The organism is Micromonospora sp. DT46 (assembly GCF_049841735.1).
Classification (GTDB): domain Bacteria; phylum Actinomycetota; class Actinomycetes; order Mycobacteriales; family Micromonosporaceae; genus Micromonospora; species Micromonospora reichwaldensis.
Genome location: NZ_JBNCKW010000003.1, coordinates 174,927 through 191,219, shown reverse-complemented (window position 1 = coordinate 191,219; position 16,293 = coordinate 174,927). Strand labels below are relative to the sequence as shown.

The 16,293-nt window shown below is 74.9% G+C and carries 15 protein-coding genes; 10 read left to right on the top strand and 5 right to left on the bottom strand.

The window, feature by feature from the left end:
• The first annotated feature begins 33 nt into the window (after positions 1–33).
• Together ACLQ20_RS08710 and ACLQ20_RS08705 are read left to right on the top strand one after the other, a co-directional pair.
• Positions 34–633 (top strand): GNAT family N-acetyltransferase, encoded by a 600-nt coding sequence (locus tag ACLQ20_RS08710; protein WP_425854923.1) that lies wholly within the window; start codon positions 34–36, stop codon positions 631–633.
• 95 nt (positions 634–728) lie between these two features.
• The gene (locus tag ACLQ20_RS08705; protein WP_425854922.1) at positions 729–1,334 is read left to right on the top strand and encodes a class I SAM-dependent methyltransferase; all 606 of its coding nucleotides are present in this window, start codon (positions 729–731) and stop codon (positions 1,332–1,334) included.
• 177 nt (positions 1,335–1,511) lie between these two features.
• On the opposite strand, the gene eccB is transcribed toward ACLQ20_RS08705, so the two are convergent.
• Positions 1,512–2,897, bottom strand: coding sequence for a type VII secretion protein EccB (gene eccB, locus ACLQ20_RS08700; RefSeq protein WP_425854920.1), 1,386 nt, complete (start codon positions 2,895–2,897; stop codon positions 1,512–1,514).
• A 215-nt stretch (positions 2,898–3,112) separates the two neighbouring features.
• Here eccB and ACLQ20_RS08695 point away from each other — a divergent pair, with 215 nt between their 5' ends.
• From ACLQ20_RS08695 to ACLQ20_RS08680, 4 genes are all read left to right on the top strand, one after another.
• Positions 3,113–3,382 (top strand): metal-sensitive transcriptional regulator, encoded by a 270-nt coding sequence (locus ACLQ20_RS08695; RefSeq protein WP_151454694.1) that lies wholly within the window; start codon positions 3,113–3,115, stop codon positions 3,380–3,382.
• Positions 3,383–3,518: 136 nt separating this feature from the next.
• The gene (locus ACLQ20_RS08690; protein WP_425854917.1) at positions 3,519–4,922 is read left to right on the top strand and encodes an MBL fold metallo-hydrolase; all 1,404 of its coding nucleotides are present in this window, start codon (positions 3,519–3,521) and stop codon (positions 4,920–4,922) included.
• Between the two features lie 135 nt (positions 4,923–5,057).
• Positions 5,058–5,660 (top strand): rhodanese-like domain-containing protein, encoded by a 603-nt coding sequence (locus ACLQ20_RS08685; RefSeq protein WP_151454696.1) that lies wholly within the window; start codon positions 5,058–5,060, stop codon positions 5,658–5,660.
• Positions 5,657–6,613: a sulfite exporter TauE/SafE family protein gene (locus ACLQ20_RS08680; RefSeq protein WP_425854914.1), complete on the top strand. Its 957-nt coding sequence runs from the start codon at positions 5,657–5,659 to the stop codon at positions 6,611–6,613. Before ACLQ20_RS08685 ends, ACLQ20_RS08680 begins: the two co-directional genes overlap by 4 nt.
• Here ACLQ20_RS08680 and ACLQ20_RS08675 read toward each other — a convergent pair.
• Complete coding sequence (locus ACLQ20_RS08675; RefSeq protein ID WP_425854913.1) at positions 6,571–6,756, bottom strand: hypothetical protein; 186 nt, start codon at positions 6,754–6,756, stop codon at positions 6,571–6,573. The two genes, ACLQ20_RS08680 and ACLQ20_RS08675, sit on opposite strands and share 43 nt — an antisense overlap.
• A gap of 121 nt (positions 6,757–6,877) precedes the next feature.
• Between ACLQ20_RS08675 and ACLQ20_RS08670 the strand changes: the two genes are divergently transcribed.
• Both ACLQ20_RS08670 and ACLQ20_RS08665 read left to right on the top strand, forming a co-directional pair.
• A complete protein-coding gene (locus tag ACLQ20_RS08670) occupies positions 6,878–7,591 on the top strand; it encodes a spermidine synthase (RefSeq protein ID WP_151454698.1) in 714 nt (237 codons plus the stop codon).
• A gap of 572 nt (positions 7,592–8,163) precedes the next feature.
• Complete coding sequence (locus tag ACLQ20_RS08665; protein ID WP_425854912.1) at positions 8,164–8,340, top strand: hypothetical protein; 177 nt, start codon at positions 8,164–8,166, stop codon at positions 8,338–8,340.
• On the opposite strand, the gene ACLQ20_RS08660 is transcribed toward ACLQ20_RS08665, so the two are convergent.
• Positions 8,297–9,925: a glycosyltransferase 87 family protein gene (locus tag ACLQ20_RS08660; RefSeq protein ID WP_425854910.1), complete on the bottom strand. Its 1,629-nt coding sequence runs from the start codon at positions 9,923–9,925 to the stop codon at positions 8,297–8,299. The two genes, ACLQ20_RS08665 and ACLQ20_RS08660, sit on opposite strands and share 44 nt — an antisense overlap.
• 108 nt (positions 9,926–10,033) lie before the next feature.
• Here ACLQ20_RS08660 and ACLQ20_RS08655 point away from each other — a divergent pair, with 108 nt between their 5' ends.
• On the top strand, positions 10,034–11,728 hold the full coding sequence (locus ACLQ20_RS08655; protein WP_425854909.1) for a long-chain-fatty-acid--CoA ligase: 1,695 nt from the start codon (positions 10,034–10,036) through the stop codon (positions 11,726–11,728).
• Between the two features lie 148 nt (positions 11,729–11,876).
• Here ACLQ20_RS08655 and ACLQ20_RS08650 read toward each other — a convergent pair whose 3' ends face one another.
• Together ACLQ20_RS08650 and ACLQ20_RS08645 are read right to left on the bottom strand one after the other, a co-directional pair.
• Entirely contained in the window at positions 11,877–12,242 is a 366-nt protein-coding gene (locus ACLQ20_RS08650) for a hypothetical protein (protein WP_151457840.1), read from the bottom strand.
• Between the two features lie 130 nt (positions 12,243–12,372).
• Positions 12,373–14,187 carry an acyl-CoA dehydrogenase gene (locus ACLQ20_RS08645; RefSeq protein ID WP_425854906.1) on the bottom strand — a complete coding sequence of 605 codons (1,815 nt, stop codon included), beginning with the start codon at positions 14,185–14,187 and terminating at the stop codon, positions 12,373–12,375.
• 494 nt (positions 14,188–14,681) lie between these two features.
• Between ACLQ20_RS08645 and ACLQ20_RS08640 the strand changes: the two genes are divergently transcribed.
• Positions 14,682–16,262, top strand: coding sequence for a pectate lyase family protein (locus ACLQ20_RS08640; protein ID WP_327028071.1), 1,581 nt, complete (start codon positions 14,682–14,684; stop codon positions 16,260–16,262).
• Positions 16,263–16,293: the final 31 nt, after the last annotated feature.

Sequence of the window (16,293 nt, the reverse complement as noted above, 5' to 3'; positions counted from 1 at the left end):
CCGCGCGGTGGGCGCTGACCGAGGATGGGCCGGGTGGATGCCTCCCCCGGCGCGGTCCCCGACGACGACGCGCCCACGGCTGCCCCGCCCGCGGTCGGGATGCGGCTGCGCGACGTGGAGCCGGGCGACCTCGACGCGTACGTGCGGATGCGCTGCGATCCGGCCGTGATGGCGGAGCTGGGCGGCCCGCAGCCGCGTGAGCGCGTACCCGCCCAGCTCCGGCGTGACCTCGAGACCCTCCGGGACGGTAGCGCCTGGATCAAGATGATCATTACCGGCGACTCCGCGCAGGTGGCGGGGACGGTGACGCTGTACTCCCACGGGGGCGTCTCCGAGATCGGCTGGATGGTCGTGCCGGAGTTCCAGGGCAGGGGCCTCGCGGGCAGAGCCGTCCGCGCCGTGCTCGCCCTGGCCCGGGCGGACGGCCGGTGGGGCCTCGTCCACGCCTTCCCCGCCACGACCAACGCCGCGTCGAACGCGATCTGCCGATCGGTCGGCTTCGCTCTCGTCGGCGAGGAGCAGACGGAGTTCGCCGGCCGCCTCTTCCGCACCAATCACTGGGTCGTCGATCCGTCGGCCGGCGCTGCCGACTCGTCGGCGGGAGGCCCGGGCGGCGACGTCCCGCCGGCCTGAGCGGCCACGGCTTCCCCGGCCCACGGCACCGGCGGGGCATCGCCCCGTCCGCCCCACCCCCCGGGGAGCACCGGGGACCCGGCTACGGTGGCGGCATGGCAAACCCGACCCGTTGGGAGACCGAGACCGGTCCGGAGCACTCGCAGTGGTACATCGACCGGTTCCGCCGGCTGGCCGCCGAGGGGGCCGACCTGGCCGGCGAGGCCCGCCTGCTGGACACGCTGGTCGCACCCGGGTCCCGGATCCTCGACGCCGGCTGCGGCACCGGCCGGGTGGGCGCGGCGCTGGCCGCCCGGGGCCACACCGTGATCGGGGTGGACGCCGACCCGGCGCTGGTGGAGGCCGCCCGCACCGACCACCCGGGCCCGCGCTGGCTGGTCGCCGACCTGGCCGAGCTGGACCTGGCGGCGGCCGGCGAGCCGGAGCCGTTCGACGCGGCGGTCGTGGCCGGGAACGTGCTGGCCTTCGTCGCCCCCGGCACCGAGCGGGAGGTGCTGCGCCGCGTCGCCGCCCACCTGCGCCCCGACGGCGTACTGGCGGTCGGCTTCGGCACCGACCGGGGCTACCCGCTGACCGGCTTCGACGCCGACGCGGTGGCCGCCGGCCTGCGGCTGGAGCACCGCTTCGCCACCTGGGACCTGCGTCCGTGGCGCGACGACGCCGACTTCGCCGTCACCGTGCTGCGTCGCCCCGCCGACTGAGCCCCGCCCGGCCGAGCCCGACCGGTTCGCCCTCGCCGAGGCCACCCGAGGTCGCGGCGCGGCTCCGGCGGGGGCACGGGACCGGCCCAGCCGGCGGCGCGACTCCGGCGGAGGCACGGGACCGGCCCAGCCGGCGGCGCGACTCCGGCACTGGCACCGGCCCAGCCGGCGGCGCGCTCAGGCGGGGGCGGCGACGACCCGCGCGGCTGCCGGGTCGAGCGTGGCGCCGGCGGGCACCAGGGCGACCAGGCTGGCCGGCAGCCGCACCGGCCGCACGTCGCGGTAGCCGAGCGTGCCCAGCACCTCGCCGCCGGCAAGGACGTAGCGTCGGCCCAGGTCGGTGACCACGGAGACCGCGCCGCCGGTCGCACCGGGCGCCGCGACCGCCTCGACCACCGCGCCACGGCCCGGCTCCACCACGACGTGGTCAGCGCGCACCCCACCCCCGGCCGCCGGGACGGTGCGCGGCGCGGCGGCGAGGTCGGGCAGCCGTACGCCGAGCCGGACCTCCGTGACGCCACCGTCGTCGCCCACCCGGGCGCAGAGCCCCGCCCCGTCGGAGGCGGCCAGCCGGGGCGGCGCGGTCGGCGGTGCCGTGGGCCCCGTCGGGGCCAGGTCGGGCAGCTTGGGCAGCGCCGCGAACCGCCCGAGCGTGATCGGCTCCGGCTCGCCCTGGCCGGTGCGGGCCAGCAGCAGGCCGGCCTGCAACTCGGTGATGCCGGCCAGGCCGTCCCGCAGCGCGACGGCGTACTGCCGGCCACCCCCGGAGTTGCGCACCAGGTAGACGTCGCCGATCCGCGCCCCGGACACCCGCGCGGAGCGCTCCCCCTCGGCCGGCAGGGCGAGCGGGGCGAGGTCGGCGCCGGCGGGCAGACTGTTGAGCAGGGCCGGGGCCGCCGGGACCGCCCGGGCTCGGGTGGCCGCCAGGGCGGCCAGCACCCGGTTGGTGTCACGCACCAGGTAACGGCGCTGGTGCCAGACGAGGTGCAGCCCGCCGTCGGGGTGGCGCAGCAGCAGCGCGTCCTCGCCGAGGGCCCGGCCGCCACCGGCGGTCACGCCGATCAGCAGCGCGGAGCGGGGCGTCGTCCGGTCGGCCTCGCCGGCGGCGGAGCAGACCGTCCACGGCGCGGTGGAGAGCCGGCCCCTGGCGGGCAGCGAGTCGGGGGCGTCGGCGATGCCCAGCGGCAGCCCGCGCGGCACCCCGTCGATGGCGCGACGGGAGACGAGCACCGTCTTCGGCCGCTCGGCACCGATGATCAGCAGGGCCGAGGCGTAGTTGAGCACCGGGTGCAGCTTCTCCTCCCGGTAGACGAACCGGGCCCCGGACTCCTTCTCCACGATCACCGCGCCCGGGTCGCGCCACGTGCTGCCGCCCCCGGTGAAGAGGCCGTAGAGGGCGAAGCCGCCCAGGCCGATGGCCGCGACCAGCACGCTGGCCAGGCCGGCGCCGGCGAGCCGTCGGAACGGCGACTGCGCCGGGTCGGTCTCCCGCATCACCAGGGCGGCGACGGCCCGCTGGACGGTGAACTGGTACGAGTGCAGCTGGTCCTGCCGCGACGGCATCGCGTCCCTTCCGATGGGCGGTCGGGGCACAGGATAAGCGTTGCGTCGATGCCCCGAGGACCCTGCGTCGCGGCGGCGCCGGGATTCCCGGTGCCTGGGCCCCGCCGGAGCGACCAGGATCACCGCGCGGACGCGTACGCCTCTCGCTTAAGGGGATAGCATGGGCACGTACGGGTACCCCCGGGGGTATGCCGGAGAGAGGGAGGAGGCGCGCGGTGAAGCTGCGACCCGAGATGACGAGCGACGCCCTGACCCGCCTGAAGCGGGCCCGGGGCCAGCTCAACGCGGTCATCGAGATGATGGAGACCGGCCAGGACTGCCGCGAGGCGCTGACCCAGCTCGCGGCGGTGTCGAAGGCGATCGACCGGGCCGGCTTCAAGATCATCGCTTCCGGCATGCGGCACTGCACCGCCGCCCGCGAGCGGGGCGACTCCCCGGAGATGACCGAGGAGGAGCTGGAGAAGCTCTTCCTCGCCCTCGCCTGACCACCGCCGGAAGAAACGCACCGCACACGTTGCGTGACAGTGGCGTGTGCGGGTAGACAGATTGCACGCGTCAACACCCCCGACGTGTGTCCGCCGCATACCCCCCGGGGTATTTGATCCCACAAGGAGCACGGCAATGGCAGTTGAGGTGTCCGTCATCGCGACGTCCTCGCTCGGCGACCGCAGCTACCTGGCCTCCGACGGCACGGTGGCGATCGTGGTCGACCCGCAGCGCGACATCGACCGGATCCTGTACCTCGCAGGCGAGAAGGGCGTACGCGTCACCCACGTGGTGGAGACCCACATCCACAACGACTACGTCTCCGGCGGCCTGGAGCTGGCCCGGCTGACCGGCGCCCGCTACCTCGTCGCCGCGGACGACGAGGTCGACTTCGACCGGGCGCCGGTCGCCGACGGCGACACCGTGCCCGTCTCCGGCGCGCTGCGGCTGCGGGTGCTCGCCACGCCGGGACACACGTTCCACCACCTGTCGTACGTGCTCGACGAGGCCGACGACTCCGGCTGGCGCCCGGTCGGCGTCTTCACCGGCGGCTCGCTGCTCTTCGGCACCACCGGGCGCACCGACCTGCTCGGCGGGGAGCACGCCCACGAACTCGCCCACCACCAGCACGCCTCGGCCCGGCGTTTGGCCGACCTGCTGCCCGACGGCGCCGAGGTGTGGCCCACCCACGGCTTCGGCAGCTTCTGCTCCGCCAGCCAGGCCGACGCGCCCGAGTCGACAATCGGCCGGGAGAAGCGGGCGAACCCCGTGCTGCGACTCGCCGCCGACGAGTTCGTCACCGAGACCCTCGCCGGGCTCGACGCCTACCCGGCGTACTACGCCCACATGGGGGTGGCGAACCTCGCCGGCCCGACGCCGGTGGACCTCACCCCGGTCGCCCGGGCCGACGCCGCCGAGCTGCGGGAGCGGATCGCCGCCGGCCAGTGGGTCGTCGACCTGCGCCACCGCAAGGCGTACGCCACGTCGCACCTGGCGGGCACGGTCGCCCTCGGACTCGACGGCCCGATGTCGACCTGGCTCGGCTGGCTCATCGACTGGGGCGCGCCGCTCACCCTGCTGGCGGAGACCGAGGAGCAGGTCGCCGACGCCCAGCGCGAACTGGTCCGCATCGGCATCGACCGGCCGGCCGCCCAGGCCACCGGCGACCCCGACCGGTGGACCACCGGGCCGGGACAGCTCCGCGAGCTGCGGATGGCCGACTTTCCCGCGCTGGCCGCCGCCCGGGCCGGTGACACCCCGGCGGGGCTGCCCACCCCGGACGTGGTGCTCGACGTCCGGATGACCAACGAGTGGACCGCCGGTCACGTCGAGGGCGCCGTGCACATCCCCCTGCCCGACCTGCCCGGGCGCCTCGCCGAGGTGCCCGCCGGCACCGTCTGGGTGCACTGCGGCTCCGGGTACCGGGCCACGGTCGCCGCGTCCCTGCTGGCCAACGCGGGCCGCGAGGTCGTCGTGATCGACGACAAGTTCGGCCGGGCCGGAGCCGCCGGAGTCGCCATGAGCCCCGGCGACGCCTGACCGACCCCGCACCGCCGACCCCGCCCCCTGCGTACGCCACCGGTCGTCCGCGCGGCGACGCGCGCCCGCCGCCGAGCGGCGCCGGTCCGGCTCACCCTGCCCTTCCACGGGCGATCGACCCCTGAACGAGGAGCGATGACCACCTCACCGAGCGCCCTGCCCACCCTCGACGCCGCCACGCTGCGCGAGCTGATCGACTCCGGCCGCGCTCCGCGCATGCTGGACGTGCGCACCCCCGCGGAGTTCGGGACGGCCCACGTCCCCGGCGCCCACAACGTGCCGCTCGACGTGCTCAGGGAGCACCGCGAGGAGCTGCGGCGGCACCTCGACGAGACGGTGGTGCTCATCTGCCGCTCCGGGGCCCGCGCCACCCGGGCCGGGCAGGCTCTCGCGGGCGTCGGGCTGCCCGACCTCAGGATCCTCGACGGCGGGATGACCGCGTGGCAGGCCGCCCGGGGACCGGTCCGACGGGGCACGCCCCGCTGGGAGCTGGAGCGGCAGGTCCGCCTCGTCGCCGGCTCGATCGTCCTGCTCAGCGTCCTCGGTTCGGTGTTCGTACCCGGCCTGAAGTGGGTCGCCGGCCTCATCGGCGCCGGCCTCACCTTCGCCGCCGTCACCGACACCTGCGCGATGGGCATGCTGCTCGGCAGGCTCCCCTACAACCGCGGCGCGAGCTGCGACGTGGAGACCGTCGTCGGTCGGCTCGGAGACCACCCGACGCCCCGGCCCCTGCCGTGACCGGCAGCCTCGCGCTGACCGTCGGGCTGGCCGTCCTCATCGGGATGAGCCTCGGCCTGCTCGGCGGCGGCGGGTCCATCCTCGCCGTGCCGCTACTGGTCTACGTGGCGGACCTGCCGGCCCGCGAGGCGATCGCCACCTCACTGCTCGTCGTCGGGGTGACCAGTGCCGTCGGCGCGCTGCCGCACGCCCGGGCCGGCCGGGTCCGGTGGCGCACCGGCCTGCTCTTCGGGGCCGCGGGCATGGCCGGCGCGTACGGCGGCGGACGCCTCGCCGCGTTCGTCCCGCCCGCCGTCCTGCTCGCCGGCTTCGCCGTCATGATGATCGCCACCGCGACGGCCATGCTGCGGGGCCGACACGACGGCCCCGGGCGGCAGCGGCGTGAGCTGCCCGTGGCGCGGGTGCTCCTCGACGGCGTCGTGGTCGGACTGGTCACCGGGCTGGTCGGCGCGGGCGGCGGGTTCCTGGTGGTGCCGGCCCTCGCGCTGCTGGGCGGCCTGCCGATGCCGGTCGCGGTCGGCACCTCGCTCGTGGTCATCGCGATGAAGTCGTTCGCCGGGCTGGCCGGCTACCTGTCCACCGTCGACATCGACCCGGGCCTGGCCACCGCCGTCACCGCCGCGGCCGTGCTCGGCAGCCTGGCCGGCGGCCGACTGGCCGGACGCGTCCGCGAGGACGTGCTGCGCCGGGCGTTCGGCTGGTTCGTGGCGGCGATGGGCGTGTTCGTCCTGGCCGGGCAACTGCCCGCACACCTGCGGACGGACCCCCTGCTGTGGACCGTCGCCCTGGTGGCGGTGGCGACGGCGGCTACGGCGGTCGCGGTCGTGCGGCGCCGCCGCTTCGGCCGACCCGACCGGCGGGACCGGCCCGACCATCGGAGCCCACCCGACCGGCGGGACCGGCCCGACCGTCAGAGCCCACCCGACCATCGGGACCGGCCCGACCGGACGTAGCGGAATTGCACGTCCGACAGGCAGACCTCCGCCGCCTCGACCCTGACGCGCACCTGACCGTTCTGCGGCTCGGGCACCGGCACCGACTCCATCCGCAGCGCCCGTTCCGTCAGGTGCAGCCGTCCGGCCAGCATGTCCGCCACCGCGCGCCCCCTGCCCGGCCCCGGTCGGATGGCCTTCGACGGGTGGGCATACCCGGCCGGGCGGGAGGAATGGCGTGCCGGCCGCCGGCGCCCGGGGCGGCGGCGGGTAGCATCCGGGCCCGTGGGCGTGCGATTCGAGGAACTGGCCTGGCGGGAGACCCCGATCGGCCTCATCAGCCTGCGCCGGCGCCGCGACCCGTCGCTCGACGTCGAGGTGTACGAGGTCAAGCTCGACGACGAGTACCTGATGTCCAGCCTCTTTCCCGTCGCGGAGATCGAGCTGGCCCGGCTGGGCCTGGCTCCCCTGTCCGGGCAGGGGCTCGACGTGGTCGTCGGCGGCCTCGGCCTCGGCTACACCGCCCGCACCGCGCTCTCCGACGACCGGGTCGGCTCGCTGGTGGTGGTGGAGGCGATCGAGGACGTCATCGACTGGCACCGCCGGGGGCTGCTGCCCTTCGCCGCCGGGCTGGCCGCCGACCCGCGTACCCGGTTCGTGCGGGCCGACTTCTTCGCCGCGGTGGCCGACGGCACCGGCTTCGACCCGCGGGAGCCGGGGCGGCGGTTCCACGCCGTGCTGCTCGACGTGGACCACTCGCCGCGCAACGTGCTGCACCCCGGCCACGCCCCCTTCTACACGCCCGACGGCCTGCGTCGGCTCGCCGCCCATCTGCACCCTGACGGGGTGTTCGCCCTCTGGTCGGACGATCCGCCCGATGCCGACTTCGAGGCCGTCCTCGCCGAGGTGTTCCGTACCGCGCGGGCGCACGTCGTCCCGTTCGCCAACCCGCTGACCGGCGGGCAGTCGGCCAACACCGTCTACGTCGCCCAGCGCTGACGCGGTCACCGGACACCCCGACGGGCGACGCCGGAACGCTGCGCCTCCTGCACGAGAGCCGCGGAAACGGGACGGCCCCGCTGCCCCACAGGGCGAGGTACACCGACCTGAACAGCGGACGCCGCGCCTGATCGGGACGGACGCTTGCCGCCCGCACCGCCACATCCATTCGTGATCTTGGACAGTTGTCGTTACCTGAGGACGACAACTGTCCAAGATCCATCCTGTCGACCAGCGGCGGGGCGGCCGGCCGACACACGTCCGCCGGCACCGACGAGCCAGGTAGCCGGATGGTCGGCGGACCGCCGAGGCCTTCCGGCGCGGAGGAGGTCGGCGGACCGTCGCGGCCCTGCGGGCGTGCGCGGCGTACTCCCGTACCGCCGGCTTCCGGGCGGCGCTGGACGCGGTGCTGGCCGACGCCGCGGCCCGGACCACGACGGTGAGGTCAGCGAAAGTGTGCGCCACCGGCGTGCCGCGCGAGGACTTCGCCGGTCGTGGCGGCATGGCCGGGTGCGGGCCGGGAAGGCAGACGGCCAGGCCGCGCCGTGCGGCCGGAGTCACGGGAGGTGGACATGCGAGGCATGCTCTGGGCCGTCGGCGTCGTCGCCGGCGCGCTCATCCTGCTCGGGCTGCTGCTGGAGGCGGTCCGCTGGCTGGTGATCATCGGCGTGGTGGCGCTGGTCGCGGTCGTCGTCCTGGGGGTGGTCAAGGGCCGGCGGGCGGTGCGCCATTCCGCCGGGCACCGCTGACGGCGAGCGCGGCGGCCAACTCCTCGTCGTAGGTCGCGATCGGGCGCCCGTCGGCCGCGTAGGCGACCAGCCGGCCGTGGGTCATGGTCGCCGACCGGAACGAGAACGTCCGGGGGCCCGGGTAGGGCGCGAGCAGTGGAATGGCCCGGGGCGCGCCCCCGGGGGCGGAGTGGTATTCCAGCCGGGCGACGGCGGGCGACACCACCCCGTTGACGCGGACCTTGGTCTTCTCCCTGCGGGTGCCGAAGGTGACCGGCGCGTCCGTGCCGTATGCGGCGCACTCCGCCGGGCCCCGGCAGACGAAGAAGTAGCGCGGGTTGGCGACGTCGGAGAGCGCGTACGCCTTGAAGGTCGGATCGGCGCCGGCGGGCAGCGGCTGCACGGCGAAGAACGCCACGGCCAACGCGGCGGTCGTGCCCACCCGCAGCCAGCCGCGGGTCGCCGGGGTCCGTCGGCCCGCGCCGGCCGCGGCCAGCGCCGCCCCGCCGAACCCGGCGAGGCAGAGCACAGCGACGCCGAGGGCCCGGGCGTTCTCGAGGAGGAACTGCACCCCGGACGTGGTCGAGACCGGCCTGAGCGCCACCCCCAGCGAGACCACCATGGTCACCAGCAGGGCGCCGCCGGCGACCCGCCGGGCGACCCCGTCGGCCCCAATCAGCAGCATCGCCGCCAGCACCGGCCAGATCTGGTGGTGCGTCCAGGACACGGGGGACGCGGCGACGGTCGCGCAGCCGACGAGCACGGCGGCGTGGCCGGGGCGCCCGTGCGCGGCCAGGTGCCGGGCCCGCAGCAGGGCCACCGCGCAGACGGCGGCCACCAGGGCCGCCCAGAGCAGCGGGAGCGACGCCTGGTCGAGGCCGAGGCGCAGCAGCATGCCGTGCACCGACTGGTTGCCCAGCGAGGCCAGGTTGCCGATCCGGGACGTGTTGCGCACCGCCTCGGTCCAGTAGGTCCAGCTCTCCGCCGGGAGAACCACCGCGCCCAGCGCGGCGCAGGCCAGGAACGTGACGACGGCCCGCCCGGCGTCCCGGTAGCGGCCCGTGACGAGGAAGTAGACAACGAACAGCAGCGGGGTCAGTTTGATCGCGGCGGCCACCCCGACGAGGACGCCCCGCAGCCGGGCCGGGGGGACGCCCATGCCGTCGAGCAGCGCGAGCAGCACGATGAAGACGCTGACCTGGCCGAAGCGCAGATTGCTCTGCACCGGCGTGGAGAGCATCAGGGCGCAGGCGACGGCCGGCACGACCAGGTGCCGCCGAGGCCCGCCAGCCAGTACGCGGCCGACCGGCACCGCGATGGCGACCACCGCGAGGCAGATCAGCGCCAGCCAGACCCCCTGCACGACCCCCTCGGCGACGGCCGAGACCGGCCAGAGCACGAGCGCGGCGAACGGCGGGTAGGTGAAGGGGCCGCCGTTCTCGGCGGCGAACTCGTACAGCGGCCGGCCGGCCTGCAGGTGCAGCAGTGCGCCACGATAGATGTGCAGGTCGGAAAGGCGGTCGGGGCGGAGCGTGACGAGCGCCGACGACGCGGCGGCGAGCAGGGCGAACACGGACCAGAGCGCCACGACCCGTCGATCCCGCACCGTCGGAGTCTACGGCCGGGGCCGGTCGGACGGGGGGATCCACCAATACCTACGCAGCCGTAGGTTACCGTTAAGTAGGAAGTGGTCCGGCGCGGGCGGAGGAGAGACATGGACCTGAGTGCCGAGCGACCCTGGCTGCGCAGCTACGCCCCGGGCGTGCCGGCGACCGTCGCGCCGTCCGACGAGTCGCTGGTCGACCTGCTGCGCGACGCCGCCCGCCGCTTCGGTCCCCGGATCGCCCTGGACTTCTTCGGCGCCACCACCACGTACGCCGACCTGCACGACCAGGTGGGCCGGGGGGCCGAGGCGCTGCGTCGGCTCGGCGTCGGCCGGGGCGACCGGGTGGCGCTGGTGCTGCCGAACTGCCCGCAGCACGTGGTCGCCTTCTACGCCGTGCTGCGGCTCGGCGCGGTGGTGGTCGAGCACAACCCGCTCTACACCGCGCAGGAGCTCACCCGGCAACTCGCCGACCACGGAGCCCGGGTCGCGGTGGTCTGGGACAAGGTGGCCCCTCTCGTCGGCGACAGCGCGGGCGCGACGGCCGTCGAGACCGTGGTCGCGGTGGACCTCACCCGGGCCCTGCCCCGGCGCAAGCGCTGGGCGCTGCGGCTGCCGCTGGCCCGGGCGCGGGCCACCCGCGCGGCGATGACCGGGCCCGCGCCCGGTGCGCTGTCCTGGGAAGGGCTGGTGGCCGCGGCCACCCCCCTCGACGCCGCGCATCCCGCCCCCGGGCCGGACGACACGGCGCTGTTGCAGTACACGGGCGGCACCACCGGCACGCCGAAGGGCGCCATCCTGAGCCACCGCAACCTGCGGACCAACGCGGCGCAGGGCCGCGCCTGGGTGCCGGGCCTGCGCGACGGCGAGGAGACGGTGTACGCGGTGCTGCCGCTGTTCCACGCGTACGGGCTGACGCTCTGCCTCACCTTCTCGGTGGGCATCGGCGCCACGCTGGTGCTGTTCCCCCGCTTCGACCTGGACCAGACGCTGGCGGCGGTGCGTCGCCGGCCGCCGACCTTCCTGCCCGCCGTCCCGCCGATCTACGAGAAGCTCGCCACGACCGCCCGGGAACGCGGGATCGACCTCTCCTCGGCCCGGTACGCCATCTCCGGCGCCATGGCGCTGCCCCCGGCGACGGTCGAGCTGTGGGAGTCGGTCACCGGCGGGCTGCTCGTCGAGGGCTACGGCATGACCGAGACCTCCCCCGTCGCGCTCGGCAACCCGGTCTCCCCCGCCCGCCGGCCGGGCACGGTCGGCGTGCCGTTCCCGTCCACCGACATCCGCATCGTCGACCCCGAGGACCCGTCGCGCGACCGCTCCCCGGGTGAGGCGGGCGAGCTGCTGATCCGGGGGCCGCAGGTGTTCGCCGGCTACTGGAACCGCCCGGCGGAGACGGCGGCGGCGCTGCTGCCCGACGGCTGGCTGCGCACCGGGGACGTCGTGGTGGCCGACGCCGACGGCTTCGTCCGCGTGGTCGACCGGATCAAGGAGCTGATCATCACCGGCGGGTTCAACGTCTACCCGTCGGAGGTGGAGGACGCGCTGCGCCGCGTTCCCGGCGTCCGCGACGCCGCGGTGGTCGGCCTGCCCGGCGAGCACAGCGGCGAGGAGGTGGTGGGGGCGGTCGTCCTGGACGAGGGCGCCGAGCCGCCTGACGAAGCGAGCCTGCGGGCGGCGTGCCGGCGGCACCTGGCCGGGTACAAGGTGCCCCGCCGCGTGGTCGTCGTCAAGGACCTGCCCCGCTCCCAGATCGGCAAGGTCCTGCGCCGCGAGGTCCGCGACCGGCTGCTCGCCGACGGCTGAGACCGCCGGGCCCGGCGCTCCGGTGGTGGGTGAGGCGGTGTCGTGGGCCGGGCGGTGCAGCCGCGGGTGGTGCGGATCGGGGCGGGCGGCCGGCAACCCGCCGGCCGGCACCCCGTCGGGCGGCACGGTCGCCCCGGCTGCCGGGCGGTCAGGCGACGGGTGGGCCGGCCCGCAGGACGCGCCGGGCCCGGCGGCGGTCGAGCCACCGTGGCTCGGGCGGGTCCGTCGGATCGACGCCGGTGACCAGATCCAGCAGGATCAGCGCCCAGAAGCCGGCCGCGCTGAGCATGTTGCGGGCCCGGCCCGGCTCCGGCGCTCCCGGCGGCAGCACGACCTGCGCCCACCGCCAGGCCACCCAGGCGATCTCCCGGTCCGGGTGGTGCCGACCGGAGCGGCTGAGCAGCCGGACCTCGCGCCGCGCGGGAGCCGGCAGCCGCCACCAGCGCCGCAGGGTCTCCAGCCGTTCCTCGGCTCCGTCTGCGGGCGGCGGAACGGTCACGTCACCGGGGTTCATGGCTGGCAAGGATAGGCGGGCCGCGCACCGACCAACCCGGCGGGACCGCGCTCCCGGCGGGGGCCGGTGGGACAGCGCTGCCTGCGGGGGCGGCGGGACCGGCGGGACCGGCGGGACCGGCGAGGGCGGGTCAGAACCAGTCGTCGCGCATCTCCAGCGTGGTCCGGTCGAGGCTGTCCAGCAGGTCGAACTGCGGCCCCGTGCGGGGCAGCTCGTGCCGGAAGAAGTACCGGGCGGCCTGCCGCTTGCCGGCGTGCAGGTCGGCGTCCGGGCCGTCACCGGGGCCGCCGGCTGCCTCGACGACGAGAAGCTGCTCCAGCCACATCCACGCGATCACCACGTGGCCGACCGCCTCCAGGTAGACGCTGGCGTTGGCCAGCGCCACCTCCGGATCACCGGTGCTCCACAGTCGCCGGGTGACCAGGGCGACCCGGTCGAGGGCGGCGCCGAGCGGGGCGGCCAGCTCGGCGGCCTCGCCCCCGGCCTTCCACGCGCGGCTGGTCGTGGCCCGGACCGTCTCCACCAGCAGCGCCAGCCCGGCCCCGTCGCGCATGGTGACCTTGCGCCCCAGCAGGTCCAGCGCCTGGATGCCGTGGGTGCCCTCGTGGATCGGGTTGAGCCGGTTGTCGCGCCAGTGCTGCTCGACGTCGTAGTCGCGGGTGTAGCCGGAGCCGCCGTGCACCTGGATGGCCAGGTCGTTGGCGGCCAGGCACCACTGCGACGGCCAGCTCTTCGCGATCGGGGTGAGCACGTCCAGCAGCAGCCGCGCCCGCTCCCGGTCCGCCGCGTCCGGCGCGGTCTTCTCCTCGTCGAGCAACCGACCGCAGTACAGGACGAGCGCCAGGGCGCCCTCCACGTAGCTCTTCTGCGCCAGCAGCATCCGGCGCACGTCCGGGTGGGCGACGATGGGCACCTGCGGCGTGGCCGGGTCCTTGTCGGCCAACGGTCGGCCCTGTGGCCGCTGGCGGGCGTACGCGAGGGACTTGAGGTAGCCGGTGTAGCCGAGGGCGGTGGCGCCGGCACCCACCCCGACGCGCGCCTCGTTCATCATGTGGAACATCTGCGCCAGGCCCTGGTGCGGCTCGCCGACCAGGTAGCCGACCGCGCCGGGGCGCCCGCCGGGCCGGTGCACGCCCTCGCCGAAGTTGAGCAGCGTGTTGGTGGTGCCCCGGTAGCCCATCTTGTGGTTGAGGCCGACCAGCACGACGTCGTTGCGGGGGCCGAGCGCGCCGTCGTCGCCCAGCAGCACCTTCGGGACGATGAACAGCGAGATCCCCTTGACCCCGGGCGGGCCGCCGGGGATCCGGGCGAGCACCAGGTGGACGATGTTCTCCGACAGCTCGTGGTCGCCGCCGGAGATCCACATCTTGGTGCCGTGCAGCCGGTACGTCCCGTCGTCCTGCGGCTCGGCGCGGGTGGTGATGTCGGCCAGCGAGCTGCCGGCCTGCGGCTCGGACAGGCACATCGTGCCGAAGAAGCGCCCCTGCACCATCGGGCGGACCCAGGTGTCGATCTGCTCGGGGCTGCCGTGCGCCAGCAGCAGGTTGGCGTTGCCGAGGGTCAGCAGCGGGTACGCCGAGGTGCCGGCGTTGGCGGCCTGGAGCCAGGCGAAGCAGGCGGCCCGTACGACGTGCGGCAGCTGCATGCCGCCGACGGACGCGTCCATGCCGGCGCCCAGCAGCCCGGTCTCGGCGAAGACGTCGAGAGCCTCCTTGACCTGCGCGATGGTGTGCACCCGGCGGCCGTCGAAGGTGGGCTCGGCGAGGTCGGCTGCCCGGTTGTGCGGGGCGAACCGCTCGACCGCGACCCGCTCGGCGAGCTCCAGCACGGCGTCGAAGGTCTCCCGGGAGTGCTCGGCGTAGCGGTGCCGCTCGGTCAGCCGGGTCACGTCCAGCCAGTCGTGCAGCAGGAAGCGCAGGTCGCGACGGGAGAGCAGGGTGGACACGGGTCTCCTTCCGTCGACGGGCGGGCCGTCGGCCGCGGCGCGGCCCGGCGATGCCCTCGCGCAGGTCATCCTGTCTGATCCGGCCGGCCACCGCATCACCCGACGCCCATGCCCCCGCTACCGGCGGCGGCGCGGACGGCGGCTGTCGTGATGGGCGGAGCAGGGCATCACACCGCAATCCGGACAGGTTCTTGCCATATCGATAGACAGGTCCCTATCCTCGCTGGAAAGCGCTTTCCGGGCACGGGCGACGACATCACGACAGGCGGAACGGGCGGAGCACGATCACGGCGGCCTCGCGGCCGACGACCTCGACGGTCGAGGCCGGGCGGAACCGCCGACCCGCTCCGCATCGAGAAGAAACACCCCCACAGCCGGGTCGACGAGCGACCCGTCCGGCGGCCGGCGGCACGGCGGCAGCCTCGACGGCCCCGCCGGCCGGACCACGGCACGTGGCAGCAACACCCGGCATTTCATACGAAGGTGAGGCAAGGATGAGACGACCAGTCGCACTGCGACTCCAGGTGGCACTGGCCACGACAGCCGTCGGGGCCGCGCTCGGCGTGGCGGTCCTGCCGATGCAGCAGGCGTCGGCAGCCGCCGGTGCCGCCACCGGCTACGCGACCCAGAACGGCGGCACGACCGGCGGCGCGGGCGGGCAGACGGTACGGGTCAGCACGGGCACCGGGATCCACACGGCCCTGTGCACCCGGGCCAGCAGCAGCACCCCGATCATCATCGAGGTGCAGGGGACCATCAACCACGGCAACACCGCCAAGGTGTCGGGCGACAGCTGCAACACCGCCGCCGGCGTGATCGAGCTCAAGCAGATCAGCAACGTGACGATCATCGGGGTCGGCAGCGGAGCCGTCTTCGACCAGTTGGGCATCCACATCCGCGACTCCAGCAACATCATCATCCGGAACGTGACGGTCCGGAACGTCAAGAAGTCGGGCTCGCCCACGTCCAACGGCGGTGACGCCATCGGCATGGAGAGCACCGTCCGCAACGTCTGGGTCGACCACGCCACCCTGGAGGCCTCGGGCGGGGAGTCGGAGGGGTACGACGGCCTCTTCGACATGAAGGACAACGTCCAGTACGTGACGCTGTCGTACAGCATCCTGCGCAACTCCGGCCGTGGCGGCCTCATCGGGTCCAGCGAGAGCGACCGCTCGAACGGCTTCGTCACGTTCCACCACAACCTGTACGAGAACATCGACTCCCGTACGCCCCTGCTGCGCGGCGGCATCGCGCACATCTACAACAACCACTACGTGAGCCTCCACGAGTCCGGCATCAACTCGCGGGCCGGGGCCAGGGCCAAGGTGGAGAACAACTACTTCCGGAACTCCAAGGACGTCCTGGGCACCTTCTACACCAGCGAGGCCGGCTACTGGCAGGTCGCCGGCAACGTCTTCGACAACGTGACCTGGTCCAGCCGCAGCGGCGACCACAACCCGGCCGGCCCGAACCCGGTGTCCAACACCAGCGTCAGCATCCCGTACTCCTACAGCCTGGACGGGGCCGCCTGCGTGCCGGACGTCGTCCGCCAGACGGCGGGCGCCAACACCGGCCTGCGGGAGTCGAACGGCAGCTGCTCGCCGCAGACGCCGGCACCGACGCCGACCACCCCCACCCCGGGGCCGACCACCAGCCCGACGCCCGGGCCGACCAGCAGCCCCACCCCTGGGCCGACGAACCCGCCCAGCGGGAGCAACCTCAGCATCGGCGCCGGCTCCGACGGCTCCAGCAAGGCCGACGGCACGAGCTACGGCAACGTGCGCGACGGCAGCCTGAGCACCCACTGGTCGCCGTCGGGCGCGACCGGCGACATCTCGATCAAGTGGGGTTCCGCCACCAGGGTCGCCCGGGTCGTCATCCGTGAGCCGTCGGGCACCCAGGGCAGCATCGGGTCCTGGCAGCTCGTCAACAACGGCACCGGCGCCGTCCTGGCCTCCGGCAGCGGGGCGGGCGTCATCACCTTCACCGCGACGTCCCTGACCAAGATCACCTTCAGGATCACCGGTTCGAGCGGCGCGCCGAAGGTCGCCGAGTTCGAGACCTACGCCAGCTAGTTGCCAGCTCCCGCTGCCGTCCGGGACCGGC